Genomic DNA, 14,353 nt, shown 5'->3' with positions numbered 1-14,353 from the left:
CCGTCGTCGGATACGGAACTCATCGCTGTCCGCGGAGATTTTTTTTCGACACTTTCGCCGAGGGCTGCTCCTCCGCCACTTTCCGGCCGCCTCGGCCGCGGGGTCAGCCGGAGCAGCGGCCGGAAGACAGCGGCGGGGTCAGCCGGAGCAGCCGCAGCAGCGGCCGGAAGACAACCCCGGGGTCAGCCGGAGCGGCGGCCGGAGAACAGCGGCGGGGTCAGCCGGAGCGGCCGGAAGACAACCCCGGGGTCAGCCGGAGTGGTCGAAGGAGAAGCGAAAGGCAGTCGGGCGGGCGGCCGGAAGGCGGTCGTGGGAGCAGCAGGGGGGTCAGAACGTCACCGGCAGCGCCGCCAGGCCCCGCGCGCGCAGTGACGGCCTCCAGCGCAGCTCCCCCTCGCCCAGCGCGAGTTCGGGGAGCCGTTCGAGCAGGGCCGCCAGGGCGATCTCCGTCTCGGCGCGGGCCAGCGGGGCCCCGAGACAGAAGTGGATGCCGTGGCCGAGGGCGAGGTGGCCGGCGGCGTCCCGGGAGAGGTCGAGCCGGTCGGGGGCGGGGAACCGGGCGGGGTCGCGGTCGGCGGACGAGGGGGACACCCAGACCGTCTCGCCGGCCGGGACGGTGACCCCGGCGATGGTCACGTCCTCGATCGCGAAGCGGCGGATGGCGAGCAGGGCGGGACCCTCGTACCGCATCAACTCCTCGACCGCGGCCGGGATCCGTTCCGGGCTCTTGCGCAGCTCCGCGAGCTGGTCGGGGTGCCGGAGCAGAGCGAGCACGCAGTTGCCGATGAGCTGGACCGTGTTCTCGTACCCGGCGAAGAGGATGAGGAAGGCCAGTGACATCAGCTCGTCCTCGCTCAGCCGGTCGCCCTCGTCGCGTACGGCGATCAGGTCGGAGAGCAGGTCGTCGGCGGGCTCGGCCCGCTTGGCGGCGAGGAGGCGGGTGAAGAAGCCGAGCATGGCGGCCACGGATTCACGTGCGGCCTGCGGGCGGGCCGGGTCGGGGGCGATCAGGGTGTCCGTCCAGATCCGGAAGTCCAGCCGGTGCTCCTCCGGGACGCCGAGCAGGTCGCAGATGACGGTGATCGGCAGCGGAGCCGCGTAGGAGGCGATCAGGTCGGTTGCGCCGTGCGGCGGGAGGGCGTCGAGGAGCCGGTCGGCGGTACGGCGGATCGGCTCGCGCAGTTGCCGGACCCGGCGCGGGGTGAAGGCGCGGCCGACCAGTCGCCGGATGCGGGTGTGGTCCGGCGGATCCATGTTGAGGAGGTTGGCGTCGAGGGCGGGCGGCAGGGAGAAGCCCTTGTAGGTGCCCGGCGTGGCGTGCCGCTTGTCGAGCGACAGGCGTGGGTCGGCGAGGGCGGCCCGTACGTCGTCGTACCGGGTGACCAGCCAGGCGGGGGTGCCGTCGGGTCCCGTGATGCGGTGCACGGGCGCGGTTTCGCGCAGTCGCCGGTAGACGTCGTAGGGGCGTTCGAGGAGGCCGTCCGCAAGGTCCATGGCAGGAAGCCTAGTTGTAGTGACCCGCAGGATTGTTGACGCGGCTGATGCGTGGTTGGCCGTCAAGTGCGGTGTGGCACCGGTGGTGGTTGTAGGTGTGGAGGAAGTCCGTCAGGGCTTCGGTGCGTTCGGCGTTGCTGGAGTACGGGCGCACGTATGCCCATTCGTCGAGCAGGGTGCGATTCAGGCGCTCCACCTTGCCGCTCGTCTGCGGGCGATAGGGGCGCGTGCGCTCATGGACGATGCCGGTGGCGCTGAGAGTCTGGCCGAACAGGCGGGATCTGCAGCAGGAGCCGTTGTCGGTGAGGACGCGCTCGACGGTGATGCCGTGCTCGGCGAAGAGGGTATTCGCGCGCTGCCAGAAGGAGGCCGCGGTTTCTTTGCGTTCGTCGGTCAGAACCTCGCTGTACGCGGGCCGGGACCCGGGGGCGCAGCACGACGAGCACCGTGTCCTCGGGGCCCCGAGGGCGCAAGCACGAGGAGCACCGTGCCGTCGGAGGACCCGGGGACGCAAGGTGGGCCGGGGGCGTAAGACCGGTGTGCCGGTGAGCCGGTGGGCCAGCGGAGCGGCGGGGCCGGCGGGCGTTCTACGCCGCCAGGGGCAACGGCACCCGTACACCCCGCATCTCCAGCTCCCCCAGTGCCTCCCGCAGCCGACGGACGTGCCGTGGGGTGAGCCGTCCGGCGTCGTCGAGGTGTACGGCGCAGGCGGTGGTGGTGTCCACGAGCCGCTCCAGGACGTCCGCGACGGCGTCCGTGCCCTCGGTGTGCCGGGCGAGCGCGGGGAGTTCGGCCGCGGCGACCGCGATGGCGGCACGGGCCTCGGCAAGGGCCCGGTACGCCGCACGCCGCAGCCCCCACCGCTCGGTGCGGTCGCCGGACTCGCCGAGGACGTGCAAGAGATAGGCGTGCGCGGCACCCTCGGCCACGGACAACCGGGCCCGCACCCCGCCACCGCGCTGCCCCGGCATCGGCAGATGCCCGACGACGAGGACGAGCGCGCAGGCCAGCAGCGTCTCGCCGATCCGGCTGACGGAGGCCTGCGGCTCCCCGCCGGTCATCAGCAGGGCGAGTACGAGGACCGTGATCACGGTGGTCAGGGCGGCGAAGTGCCGGGTGGCGACCGGGAGGGCCGCCCCGCACAGCGCGACCAGCGCGATGAGCCCCGCCGGGTGGGGCAGCAGCGCGGCGAGACCCGCGAAGACCAGGGCGCCCAGCACGGTTCCGGCCGCCCGGCACAGCACGCGGGAGGCGAGCGGTCCCAGGTCGGGCTTGACCAGGAAGACGGCGGTGGCGGGCAGCCAGTACCAGTGGGCGTGGTGCCCGTACCAGCGTGTGTGGTGCAGGGCCTGGGCGATCGCCACGCTGCCGCCGAAGCAGAGGGCGACCCGCAGTCCGTACTCGCGTCCGCCGGCGCCGAACGCGGCGCTCCCGGCGTCACGGAGACCACGCCGGCGGACGAGCGGCCGGTGACGGTCGTCGCGGAAGTCGTGGTGCCGCCGGAGCGGCCGGTGGCGGGCCTCGCGAAGATCGTGGCTGCGGGCGAACGGCTGGTGACGGGCGCCGTGGAGACTACGGGGGCTCAGGAGCGGTCCCTGCCGGGTGTCGCGGGGATCGCGGCGGCGCAGGAGCGGCCGGCGCTGGGCGTCATCACCACGGCCGAAGACGAGGAACGGCCGGCGCTGGGCATCCTCACGGCGGCCGAAGGCAAGGAGCGGCCGGCGCTGGGCGTCCTCACCACGGCCGAAGGCGAGGAACGGCCGGTACTGGGCGTCCTCACCGCGGCCGAAGGCAAGGAGCGGCCGGCGCTGGGCGTCCTCACCGCGGTCGAAGGCCTCGGCGGCACGCAGCAGGGCGTCGTCGAGGGCGCGCAGCGCGGACTCGGACCGCTGCGGGGCGGGCAGCGGTCCGGTACCCGTGTTGCCGCGGACGGCGCCGGCGAGCCGCCGGGGCCCCTCCGCCGCGCGCGCCGCGACGGGCTCCCCCGCCCAGTACAGGGCGGTGGCGGCCTCGGCCAGCGGCAGCGCGGCGGCGTACTGGGCGCGCAGCCGGCGCTCGGCGGCGGAGCCGGCGAACCGGCGCAGCCGCGGACCGGCGAGGGCGTCCTGGGCGTGGTCGAGGGCGGCGGTCAGCGCGACCCGCCGGTCGGGGGCCCGCGTACCGCCCACGGCGTCGAGGAGGGCCGCGATCGCGTCGTACACGTCGGCGACCGCCTTCCGCTCGCCGTCGAAGCGGAAGTCCCCGGTGAGCGAACCGGGCGAGGGCAGGACGAGCCGCAGCAGGATCAGCCAGCCGGCGCCGGCGAGGAAGGCGAGGGCCCGCTGCCAGCCGCTCTCGGCCGCCGGCATCCCGGCTCCGAGGGCGGCGGTGACGAGCAGCTGTGTGCTCGCCGCGGAGGCGACGGGCCCGACCGCGCTGACGCCTCCGGCGAGCAGTCCGAGCACGGTGAGCGCCAGGGTCAGCGGTACGGCGGTCAGCACCTGCCCGGCATACGTGCCCACCAGCAGCCCCAGGGCGCCGGCCAGGGCGGGGACCCCGAGCCCCTTGACGGAGGCACGTCGGCTGCCGGGCCGGTCGATGATCCCGGCGAGCATCGCGGCGACCGCGGCGACCACCCCGTCGGGAGTCCGTCCGCCGAGCACACCGGCGAGCAGCAACGGCCCGGCGGCTAGCCCGCCCCGGGTCACCGCGCTCCAGGGAACGGGACCTCGCTGGGCACGGAGGGCATGGGCGAGCCAAGGGGGCACGGCGGGCCGGGACACGGGGCTCCTGTTCGTACGAGGGCAGGGTGCGCCTTCGGACGACGGTGGCCGGGCGGTGTCCCCACGGGAAGCACGGGGTGGTGCGGTGGGGTGTGCTGTCCAGCGTAAGGCGCGTTCCCCGGGCAAATGGGACGATCATGTTTCGGGGAGGTGAAAGATGCCCTGAGCGGCCGCCTTCTTTATGAACGCAACTCCGCCGTCTCGATACCGCCGTGACGTGTCGTGTCCTGTCTCTCGGGGCCACCGTCTGCCGACCCGTTTTCCGGGGGCCGCCGTCTCCGGACCGCAACTGCGTCGGTGTGTTGACGCGGTCCTCCTGTCGGGGTGCGGGGAGGGAGCGTGGAGGGCGGGTCGGCCGGGGGCGACTTGATTCCGGCGGGTGGGGAGCGGGAAAGGGGCGGGCGGCCTGGAACAGGGAGTGGGGCCCTGGGGTGGGGCCGCGCGTCGGAAAGCGAAGTACGTACGGCCGTCGGGGAACGAGGTCCGTAGGGGCGTCGAGGAACGAGGTGCGTAGGGGCGTCGAGGACGAAGTACGACGGCGGTCGGAGAACGAGGTGCGTACGGTCGTCGAGGACGAAGTGCGTACGGCGGTCGGAAAACGAGGTGCGCGCGGCGGTACGGACCTTGGAGGATCGGCAAGTTGACACCCTGTTCCCCGACCGACCGAGGAGCCGCCATGATCCGGCGTCTGACCGTACCGAGGTTCTTTCCGCCGCCCACCTCCTCGCGCGCCCCCGCGCTTCTCGGCGTTGCCCGTCTTGCGTACGCCGGGCAGCCGGTGGAGGTCGCGGCGACGGCCGTGGTGCCGATGAAGGACGACGACCGGTGACGGACGCTGTCGTACTGCGCCGGGCCGTCGCGGCCGACGCCCGTGCCGCCGCAGACGTCTGGCTGCGCTCGTTCGCCGCCGCGCTGCCCACGGTGGTCCGGCCGCGCACCGACGACGACGTGCGGGAGTACTTCCGGGACGTCGTGGTGCCCATGCGGGAGACCTGGGTTGCGGAGGCGTCCGGGGCCGGGATCGTCGGCCTGATGGTGCTCGCGGGCGACATGCTGTCGCAGCTGTACCTGGATCCCGGGTGGCGGGGGCGTGGCCTCGGGGACCGATTCGTCGCACTGGCCAAGGACCGCAGCCCGGGCGGACTGACCTTGTGGACCTTCCAGGTCAACAAGCCCGCCCACCGCTTCTACGAGCGCCACGGCTTCGCCGCCGTCGAGTTCACCGACGGCAGCGGCAACGAGGAGCGGGAGCCGGACGTGCGCTACGTCTGGCGACCCTGAGGGCCCCGGCGGAATCCGCCTTCGGGGCCGGGTCCAGCCGGGGTGCTGGTGCGGTGCGGCTGGGGGGCTGGTGCGGTGCGGCCGGGGGCTGGTGCGGCTGCGGTTCGGCTGCCGTGCGGCCTACGCCAGGCCGGCCGCGTCTGCCGCCGTGCGCAGTACGTCACGCAGCATCTCGGTGGTGAGCCGGCCGGTGAAGGTGTTGCGCTGGCTGACGTGAAAGCAGCCGAACACGTCCAGGCCCCCCGAGGCGGCCGAGGCCTGCGAACCGGCCGAGGTGTCCGAGCCGCCGGCGGCCTTCAGGGCGACCCGGGTGCCGTGGGCGAAGGCCGGGCGGGGGCGGGGCACGGTCCAGCCCGCCTCCGCGAACGCGGGCAACGCCGCCTGCCAGCCGAAGGCACCCAGGACGACCGCGGCTCGCAACGTCGGGCGCAGCAGCTTCAGCTCCTGGAGCAGCCAGGGGCGGCAGGTGTCGCGTTCGCCGGGCGTCGGCTTGTTGGCGGGCGGGGCGCAGTGCACGGGGGCGGTGACACGGACGCCGTACAGCTCCAGGCCGTCGTCGATACTCACGGAAGTGGGCCGCGAGGCGAGCCCCACGTCGTACAACGCCTGGTAGAGCACGTCTCCGGACCGGTCACCGGTGAACATCCGTCCGGTGCGATTGCCGCCGTGCGCGGCGGGGGCCAGCCCGACGATCACCAGCCGGGCGTCGGCCGGTCCGAAGCCGGGTACGGGCCGGCCCCAGTACGTCCAGTCCGCGAACGCGGCCCGCTTCGTTCGGGCCACCTCCTCACGCCACTCGACCAGCCGAGGACAGGCCCGGCAGCCCGCGACGCGCCGATCGAGCCGGGCGAGGGCGCTGCTGTCGTCCATACCGCCACCGTATGCCCCGACCTGCACGAGCCGATGCGCTCCATGGGAGACCGGCCGACGAATGCGACGAGGTGAGGGGCTCAGGACGCGTCAGGGGGGTCTGGTCCAGCCGTGAACGCCGGGCGGCCGGGTCTGGTCCAGCCGTGAACGCCGGGTCCGGACCAGCCGCCCGGGGCGGTCCGAGGGCGCAGGGTGCGAGCGGACGGGGGTGGGAGTGGGAAGGGGTGAGGGTGGCTGTTCCGGGATGCGGTGCGGGGAGGACGGGAGACGGGAGACGGGAGGACCGGGGGCCGGGAGACCAGGACGACGGGGCCCGGGAGACCGGGACGACGGGGGCCCGGGAGACCGCGAGGACGGGGGCCCGGGAGGGTGGGGACCCGGGAGGACGGGAGGCCCGGGAGGACGGGGACCCGGGAGGACGGGGACCCGGGAGGACGGGAGACGGGGTGCCAGGACGCCGGGGTGCAAGGAGGTGCAAGGAGGGCGGTATGTGGGTGGGCGGGATGTCGGTGGGCGGCGGCGCTGTGTGCGGCGCCGGGAAATTCCGGCCGGGGCCCGCGCCCCGGAGCGTTAGGGTCGGAGCATGGTTGCCGAGGACGCGGACGAGAACCTGAACCATGGCACCGGCGAGCCGGACGAGACGAACCCCGCCCGGGGTGCCGAGGGCACCGGCGCCTCGGCCGGCCAACCGCTCGATCCCGGGATCGCCGCTGCGCTGGCCGCCGCCGAGGCCGCGGGGCCGGCCAACGGCGAAACGGTCCGCATCGACAGCTGGATATGGGCCGTACGCCTGATCAAGACGCGTTCCCTGGGCGCCGCCGCCTGCCGTGGCGGACATGTGCACGTGAACGGCGAGCGGGTGAAGCCCGCATACTCCGTGCGCATCGGCGACGAGGTGCGTCTGCGGAACGAGGGCCGCGAACGGATCGTGATCGTCAAGCGCCTGATCCGCAAACGGGTCGGGGCCCCCGTGGCCGCCCAGTGCTACATCGACAACTCCCCTCCGCCGCCGCCCCGCGAGGCCGTCGCCCCAGCCGGTATCCGCGATCGGGGCGCCGGCCGCCCCACCAAGCGGGACCGCCGCGAAATCGAACGCCTCCGCAGCCTCGGCGGTGCGGCCGGCACCGGAGGGTTCGGCTTCGCCGGGCTCGGCGGTCCCGGCGGCCTTGTCGGCCGAGGCGGCACCGGGCCCCAAGGGGCGCCGGGCAGCGCAGCGAAGTCAGACGGTGCAGCCAAGTCGGGTGGAGCAGATCGATCAGGTGGGCGGGGTGGTTCCCGCGGTTCGGGTGGCTCCCGCGGTTCAGCCGGTCCCGGTGGCTCCGCTGGGCGGGGCAGCTCCCCGAGGGCCGGTGGAAGAGGAAACAGACCCGGGTCCGGCGGGACGGAAGGCACCCGCGGGTCGGGCGGAACATGAGGCACCCGCGGGTCCTACGGAACCGGGAGGCACCCGCGGGCGGAACGAATGGTGCGCCGGGGTCCGGCGGAACGAATGGTGCGCGGGGTCTGAGGGGCGATCCGGCGGGCGTTGACCTCAGGGCCGCGCCGGCGCCCGGTGAAGCGGTCCGGTTGCTTCACCGAGGCCGTCCGGCGGTGTCCCCCACGCCTCCTCATCGCCCTCCGCGGGAGCCGCGGAGCCCGGCCCGGCGGAGTCCGCCCAGCCGCGTCCGGACCGGCTGGGCGGGTGCGAGCAGGGTCCGAGCGCGGTTTCCGTCGCCCACCACTCCGCGTGATCTCTTCGCGCCCACGACGGGCGCCGCGGTCGCCTACCTCGTCGGTACCGCCCTCACCCACATCTCGTCCGGTGTGAGATAGGCGTCCACCTCCAGTCCCGCCTCCGCCAGTGCCGATTCGAACTGTTCCTTCGTCAGGGGCCGGGACAGGAATCTCTGGGTCCAGACCACGTCCGGGAACACATACTCGGCCAGGACCGAGTCCACCCCGTCTCCGACAGGCTCCGCCGACACGATCCGCACGGTGAAACCGCTGGGATCGACCCGTTCTCTGGGGACGTTCGTGTGATAGTCCTCGCCCTCCCGCTGGAGGAGCACGCAGCCGTCCTCCGCCACATGCTCCGCGCAGGTGCGCAGCATTCCCCTGCGCACCTGCTCGTCACCGCTGTGAACGAGGAACGACGCGAGCATCACCACGTCGAACTTCTCACCGAGGTGCAGGTCCTCGACGGCGCCGCATATCGTGCGCGCCCCGTGGACCCGGGCCAGCATGTCGGCGGACTCGTCGACCGCCGTGACCGTGAAGCCGCGCTCCACCAGGGGGTGCGTCACCCGGCCCACTCCGCTGCCCAGCTCCAGGATGTGCGCCCCGGCCGGTACCGCCGCGGCGATGATGTCCGGCTCGTCGCCCACCGGCAGCCGCTCGTACAGCTCGACCGCGCAGCCGTCCGGGGTGATCGCACCGGGGCCCGTGCCCTCGTATCCCTCACGCATTTCGACCGTCATGCCCGGTCAACGGCCCAGCGCCGCAGTCCCGTTCCCGTTCGGCCGTGGTTCACTCGTTCGAGTCATCCCGTCTGGAACGGGAACCAGCCGTGCCCGATGTACCAGTGGCCGCCCGACCGCAGGTGGTCCCCCACCGCGCGTTCCACCGAGGTGCGGCGGGGCAGTTCGGCCACCGGCAGGTCCGGCGTGCCGAAGACGAACTGGACGGGCTCGGTGTCGGCCGGTTCGATGTCCTCGCGGGCGATACGGAACCTGTCCTGGAAGCGGACGATGTTGGAGTCCGCGGGCAGGTAGGACCTCAACTGCGGGTCGAGCAGCCAGGAATGGCACAGCACGGCGCGAGGGTGCTCCTCGGGAAAGTGCAGGGCGAAGAACTCGCGGGCCAGCGCCAGGGAGCGGTCGCAGGCGGACGGGGTCAGCCGGCCGTGGTAATCGGGGATGTGCAGGGTCAGGCAGGGTTCGCCCGGCGCCGCATCCAGTCCGGCGGCGGCGAGTGCCGGCGCCGTGCGCCGCCCGATCCGGGACCGCTCGAACTGCAGCCGCCCGAGTTGGTACAGCTCGCCCCGGAAGTGGCGGACCAGCCAGCGCCGCGACCGGACCCCGGCCCTGCCGTGCCGCCGACGGTGCACCGCGATGTGACGGCCCAGGTCGGCCAGAGTGCGCCGGGAGACGTCGGCGGGGATTCCGCGTTCCCGGTGGTGGGCGAGGGTGTGCGGGTGCGCGGCGAGGAAGACGTAGAGCGGAAAGGTGTCGGTGAGTTCGGCCGGCGCCGCGTCGAACAACTCGCCCAGTTCGGGGGTGCGCCCCAGCTCGTCCAGGCCCCGGAACAGTTCCTCGACGCACGCTTCCAGAAGCCTCATCGTGCCCGGATCACCGGCCACCCTGGCACGCAGTGCGATCAGGTCGTTGATGTCCTCGTGCGGCACGGCCAGGTCAAGGAGCAGGTCGGGCAGGTCGTCGGCGTCCGGCAGCACTACGGGTCCCCCTTCGACGTACGGCATGGTCCACGGCACCCGCGCCCGCCGGCGTCGGCCATCCCGGAACCGGACACCCGGCGCCGAGCACCGAGCGGCCCCGTCGTTCGGCCTCGCCGCTGGGCCTCGTCGTTCGGGCCCGCCGCTCGGCCCCGGCGATCGCTCCCGTCGTTCGGCCCCGGCGTCCCTCGCGCGACGTTCGGCGGCGGTCCCTGAAACCGTCCCGGCGCCCGGCCCCGGCAACCGTCACCGGCACGCGTTGATGCACCTCGTCGTCGAAGAGTACTTTGCAAGGAGGAGTGATGATCCGATGCGTACGGGCAGTGAGCCGGTGACCGCGCGCAGTGCGCTGCGCGTGCGGTTCTGGCTGAGCGTGTGGGGGCTGGTCTGGGCGGTCTTCGGCACGGCGGCGTTCGCTCTCGCCGGGCGCCCCGGATGGGCGGCGGCCTGCGGAGTGCTGTGGCTGGTCGTCACCGTGGACATGGTCATGATCCTCAGGCACATGCGGCAGGGTCCGCACTACCAGCCGGGTCACGACGTACCGCCGTACCAGCCGCTGGACGACGAATCGCCGCCGTACCCGCCCCCGGAGGACGGGCCCCCGCTCCCGGGACCGCCCAGGCACCGGCATCCGTGACGAGGCCCCTGCCCACAACTCCACAACCGGGCGTCCGCGTCCGCGACCAGGACGCCCGCCCTAGCTCACGGAGTCGGTGCACGCACCGCCACCCGCCGAAGCACGCGCCGCAGGTCGGTGCAGCACCCCCAGGTCGCTCGCCGAAACGCCACGTGGCGCCGCCCAGTCGTCGATGTGGCGCCGCCCAGTCGTCGAAGTGGCGCCGCCCAGTCGTCGAAGTGGCGCCGCCCAGTCGTCGAAGTGGCGCCGCTCAGTCGTCGAAGTGGGCCGCCTTCAGGTACTCCGGGTTCGGGTCGAGCGCGGCGGCCAGCCGGAAGTGGCGCTTGGCCTGATCCGGACGGCCCTGGCGCTCATAGGTGCGGGCGAGCGCGAAGTGCGCGAACGCGTTGTCCGGTTCGCGCTCCAGCACGATGGTGAACTCCAGCTCGGCGGGCCGTAGTTGCGCCGCGGCGAAGAAGGCACGCGCGCGGAGCAGCCGGGCGGCCGTGTTCTCCGGGTACGCGGCGATGACTCCGTCGAGCAGCTTCACCGCGCCCCGCGGGTCCCGTGCGTTGAGCAGGTGTTCGGCGGCACGGAAGTCGATGACATGCGTCTCCGGAGTACGTCCGGCGGAACCGCTGATCTCGGGCACGGCAGAGTCCTTCCCTCACTACGCCGGTTCAACGCCCGCACGCGTACCCGTTATTCCGCGCCGCCGCCCACGGGAGCGCCTTCGCCGCCGCCCTCCGCGCCGCGACCGCCTACGGAATCGCCGTTGCCGCCGCCACCCTCGGGACCGCCGCCGACCGCCTTCTCGCCCCCGCGTGCCCGTCGCACCAGCTCGTCCCACACTTCGGTGACGCGTTTCCTCAGGGCGTCGAGCGGCACGTCGTTGTCGATCACGAGGTCCGCGATCTCCCGGCGCTGCTCGCGGGTCGCCTGCGCGGCCATACGCGCGCGTGCGTCCTCCTCGGTCATCCCGCGCAGCCGGACCAGGCGGTCGAGCTGGGTGACGGGGCTCGCGTCCACGACGATCACGACGTCGTAGAGCGGTGCGAGGCCGTTCTCGGTGAGGAGCGGAACGTCGTGGATCACGACGGCGTCGTCGGCCGCGGTGGCCTCCAGCTCGCGGGATCGGGCACCCACCAGGGGGTGCACGATCGAGTTGAGGACGGCGAGCCTGTCGGGGTCGGCGAAGACCACCGAGCCGAGCCGTGGCCGGTCCAGGCTGCCGTCGGCGGCGAGGATCTCCTTGCCGAAGGCGTCGACCACGGCCGCGAGGCCGGGAGTACCGGGCGCCACCACCTCGCGCGCGATGCGGTCCGCGTCGATCAGCACGGCCCCGTGCTCCACGAGCAGCCGCGACACCTCGCTCTTGCCGGCACCGATACCGCCGGTCAGGCCCACTTTCAGCATGAACGAAAGCTTAGGCCTGAACTGCCGCGGCCCACTGTGCGGGGGCTGCGGCAGTTCAGGCCTAAGCTTCCGTCGGGAGAGCCGTCCACCCCCGTGCTGCCCCGGTCCGGCACGCGGCCCCTGGTTGTCGCCTTCGCGTCCGGCTGGTTGCCGCCTTGGCGTTCGGCTAGTTTTCCCCTTCGCGTTCGGCCAGAAAGCGTTCGAACTCCTGCCCGATCTCGTCGGCCGAGGGGATCTCCACCGGCTCGGCCAGCATGTTGCCGCGGCTCTCAGCTCCCGCCGCCGCGTCGTACTGGTGCTCGAGACCCTGGATGAGGGCGGTCAGCTCCTCGTCGCCCTCCTGGATCTGCCGGTCGATCTCCGTCTGCGTGCGGTGCGCGTCCGCGCGCAGGGCGTGCGCGACACCGGGCAGGACCAGTCCGGTGGCGGCCGTGATGGCCTCCAGGACGGTCAGGGCGGCGTCCGGGTACGGGGAACGGGCGATGTAGTGCGGGACGTGCGCGGCGACGCCCAGGACGTCGTGTCCGGCCTCCATCAGGCGGTACTCGATCAGTGACTCGGCGCTGCCGGGCACCTGGGCCTCCTCGAAGGGGCTGCGGTGGCCGGGGACGAGGTCGGTGCGGTTGCCGTGCGGGGTCAGGCCCACGGGGCGGGAGTGCGGGACGCCCATGGGGATGCCGTGGAAGTTCACGGACAGCCGGACCCCCAGCCGCTCCACGATCTGGCGGACGGCGGCCGCGAACCGCTCCCATTCCACGTCCGGCTCGGGACCGGACAGCAGCAGGAAGGGGGCGCCCGTGGCGTCCTGGACGAGGTGCACCTCGATGGCCGGCACCTCGTAGTCCTCCCAGCGGTCGCGCTTGAAGGTCAGCAGGGGCCTGCGGGCCCGGTAGTCGACGAGCCGGTCGTGGTCGAAACGGGCCACGACCTGGTGGGGCAGTGAGTCGAGCAGGCGCTCGGCGATCTGGTCGCCGGTCTCACCCGCGTCGATGTATCCGTCGAAGTGGTAGAGCATGACAAGGCCGGCCGACTCCTGGGCGAGCGCCATGTCGACAACGGCGAGGCCCTTCGGCTCCCATGCGTACAAACCCTGCGGATCAAGCACTGTGACCGCTCCTCCTCATATCCGTCATGGACAACGCGCCCTGGGGCGCGGGCATTCCCGTCCCGGACCCCTGATCAGGCAACTCCTGCCGCACCCCTTGACGACCCGTCAACTGGTCCGTACCTTCGCGGGAAAGCGACGTTCACGTATGCATCTGCTATTCATGCATGAGACTCCGCATCGGACTTCGCACGAGAACGCCGGAGGGGAACGTCGCACCAGACCCCGTGCGAGATCCCTCACGAGACTTCGCATGAGACTTCGCCCGTACGACAGGAAGGCACCCCCCATGCGCACGCGCACGCTGCTCACCTCCCTGCTCGCCGCGACCGCCGCCACCGGCGGCCTCCTCCTGTCCGCCGGCCCCACCGCCGCGGCCTCCACCATCGAGGTCGGCACCGCGGCACAGCTCAAGGCCGCACTCGGCAACGCGAAGCCGGGAGACACGATCCACCTGGCGGACGGCACGTACACCGGCAACTTCAAGGCGGGCGCGCCGGCGGCCGCGACGGCTCGCATCACCCTCACCGGCTCCCCGAAGGCCGTGCTCACCGCGGGGGGCGGCTACGGCCTCCATCTGAACGGCGCCTCCTACTGGACGGTCAGCGGGCTGACCGTGACCGGCGGGCAGAAGGGCATCGTGATCGACGCGGCCAAGGGTGTGGTCGTGGACGGCGTCACGGTGCACGGGCTGGACATGGAGGGCGTGCACTTCCGCGACTCGAGCACGGACGGCGTGATCAGGAACTCGCGGATATACGACACCGGGCGCGACGGCAGGGGCATGGGCGAGGGCGTGTACGTGGGGACCGCGAACACCCTCTCCGACAAGAGCGACCGCGTCCAGATCCTGGGGAACACGATCGGCCCGGGCGTGGGCGGCGAGAACGTCGACATCAAGGAGGGGACGACCGGCGCGCGGATCATCGGGAACACCTTCGACGGCAGCGGGCTGACCGGCGCCAACTACGACGACTCCTGGGTCGACGTGAAGGGCAACGACGTCCTCGTCCAGGACAACACCGGCAAGAACACCACGAACGACGGCTACCAGACCCACACCCAGCAGTCCGGCTGGGGCTGCGGGACGGTCTTCAAGGGCAACAAGTCGACTTTGACGGGCGCGACCGGTTCGACCCGGCTGGCGATCGACGTCACCAACTACGGCACCGGCTGCGGGACGACGGTCTACAGCTCCAACACGGTGACCGACGGCAAGGCCCTGACCAACATCACCGTGCCCCCCTGAGGGGAGCGGGAGCCCCTGAGGAGCGCGGGGAGCGCGACCCCCCTGAAGTGCGGGAGCCACGCGACCCGCTGAGAGGCGCGGGGAGCCACGCGCCCCCCTGAGGAGCGCGGGGCGATGGGCGCTGCGCGGC

13 protein-coding genes and 1 pseudogene are annotated in these 14,353 nt (G+C 72.9%); 5 read left to right on the top strand and 9 right to left on the bottom strand.

Translation table 11 applies throughout. The features are described 5' to 3' along the window. Window positions 1-327: 327 nt before the first annotated feature. The 3 genes and pseudogenes from ABVB68_RS11545 to ABVB68_RS11535 all read right to left on the bottom strand — a co-directional run bounded on the left by ABVB68_RS11545 (window position 328) and on the right by ABVB68_RS11535 (window position 4,256). Complete coding sequence (locus ABVB68_RS11545) at window positions 328-1,494, bottom strand: cytochrome P450 family protein (RefSeq protein WP_353600828.1); 1,167 nt, start codon at window positions 1,492-1,494, stop codon at window positions 328-330. Window positions 1,495-1,504: 10 nt separating this feature from the next. After that, window positions 1,505-1,915 (bottom strand): annotated as a pseudogene (locus ABVB68_RS11540) (integrase core domain-containing protein); the annotation flags it as partial. A 166-nt stretch (window positions 1,916-2,081) separates the two neighbouring features. Next, window positions 2,082-4,256 (bottom strand): FUSC family protein, encoded by a 2,175-nt coding sequence (locus ABVB68_RS11535; RefSeq protein ID WP_503006077.1) that lies wholly within the window; start codon window positions 4,254-4,256, stop codon window positions 2,082-2,084. A gap of 676 nt (window positions 4,257-4,932) precedes the next feature. Here ABVB68_RS11535 and ABVB68_RS11530 point away from each other — a divergent pair. Next, the gene (locus tag ABVB68_RS11530; RefSeq protein ID WP_353600826.1) at window positions 4,933-5,085 is read left to right on the top strand and encodes a hypothetical protein; all 153 of its coding nucleotides are present in this window, start codon (window positions 4,933-4,935) and stop codon (window positions 5,083-5,085) included. Beyond that, on the top strand, window positions 5,082-5,537 hold the full coding sequence (locus ABVB68_RS11525) for a GNAT family N-acetyltransferase (RefSeq protein WP_353600825.1): 456 nt from the start codon (window positions 5,082-5,084) through the stop codon (window positions 5,535-5,537). The genes ABVB68_RS11530 and ABVB68_RS11525 overlap by 4 nt, the downstream gene beginning before the upstream one ends. Window positions 5,538-5,657: 120 nt before the next feature. On the opposite strand, the gene ABVB68_RS11520 is transcribed toward ABVB68_RS11525, so the two are convergent. Beyond that, window positions 5,658-6,407 (bottom strand): uracil-DNA glycosylase, encoded by a 750-nt coding sequence (locus tag ABVB68_RS11520; RefSeq protein WP_353600824.1) that lies wholly within the window; start codon window positions 6,405-6,407, stop codon window positions 5,658-5,660. 583 nt (window positions 6,408-6,990) lie between these two features. On the opposite strand from ABVB68_RS11520, the gene ABVB68_RS11515 reads away from it, so the two are divergent. After that, a complete protein-coding gene (locus tag ABVB68_RS11515; RefSeq protein ID WP_353600823.1) occupies window positions 6,991-7,821 on the top strand; it encodes an RNA-binding S4 domain-containing protein in 831 nt (276 codons plus the stop codon). A gap of 349 nt (window positions 7,822-8,170) precedes the next feature. On the opposite strand, the gene ABVB68_RS11510 is transcribed toward ABVB68_RS11515, so the two are convergent. Both ABVB68_RS11510 and ABVB68_RS11505 read right to left on the bottom strand, forming a co-directional pair. After that, on the bottom strand, window positions 8,171-8,851 hold the full coding sequence (locus tag ABVB68_RS11510) for a class I SAM-dependent methyltransferase (RefSeq protein ID WP_353600822.1): 681 nt from the start codon (window positions 8,849-8,851) through the stop codon (window positions 8,171-8,173). A 74-nt stretch (window positions 8,852-8,925) separates the two neighbouring features. After that, complete coding sequence (locus ABVB68_RS11505; protein ID WP_353600876.1) at window positions 8,926-9,837, bottom strand: acyltransferase domain-containing protein; 912 nt, start codon at window positions 9,835-9,837, stop codon at window positions 8,926-8,928. A 310-nt stretch (window positions 9,838-10,147) separates the two neighbouring features. On the opposite strand from ABVB68_RS11505, the gene ABVB68_RS11500 reads away from it, so the two are divergent. After that, complete coding sequence (locus tag ABVB68_RS11500) at window positions 10,148-10,474, top strand: DUF6343 family protein (protein ID WP_353600821.1); 327 nt, start codon at window positions 10,148-10,150, stop codon at window positions 10,472-10,474. Window positions 10,475-10,724: 250 nt separating this feature from the next. Here ABVB68_RS11500 and ABVB68_RS11495 read toward each other — a convergent pair whose 3' ends face one another. The 3 genes from ABVB68_RS11495 to ABVB68_RS11485 form a co-directional block, all read right to left on the bottom strand. After that, window positions 10,725-11,105 (bottom strand): tetratricopeptide repeat protein, encoded by a 381-nt coding sequence (locus ABVB68_RS11495; RefSeq protein ID WP_353600820.1) that lies wholly within the window; start codon window positions 11,103-11,105, stop codon window positions 10,725-10,727. Window positions 11,106-11,155: 50 nt separating this feature from the next. Beyond that, complete coding sequence (gene coaE, locus ABVB68_RS11490; protein WP_353600819.1) at window positions 11,156-11,869, bottom strand: dephospho-CoA kinase; 714 nt, start codon at window positions 11,867-11,869, stop codon at window positions 11,156-11,158. 166 nt (window positions 11,870-12,035) lie between these two features. Further along, window positions 12,036-12,974 (bottom strand): PAC2 family protein, encoded by a 939-nt coding sequence (locus ABVB68_RS11485; RefSeq protein WP_353600818.1) that lies wholly within the window; start codon window positions 12,972-12,974, stop codon window positions 12,036-12,038. Window positions 12,975-13,263: 289 nt separating this feature from the next. On the opposite strand from ABVB68_RS11485, the gene ABVB68_RS11480 reads away from it, so the two are divergent. After that, window positions 13,264-14,223 carry a right-handed parallel beta-helix repeat-containing protein gene (locus tag ABVB68_RS11480; RefSeq protein ID WP_353600817.1) on the top strand — a complete coding sequence of 320 codons (960 nt, stop codon included), beginning with the start codon at window positions 13,264-13,266 and terminating at the stop codon, window positions 14,221-14,223. The last annotated feature ends 130 nt before the right edge of the window (window positions 14,224-14,353 follow it).

The organism is Streptomyces sp. NPDC096012 (assembly GCF_040426375.1).
In the GTDB taxonomy this organism is placed as follows: Bacteria; Actinomycetota; Actinomycetes; order Streptomycetales; family Streptomycetaceae; genus Streptomyces.
The sequence above is the reverse complement of the archived record's forward strand: the minus strand, read 5'-3'. Positions and strand labels throughout refer to the sequence as shown.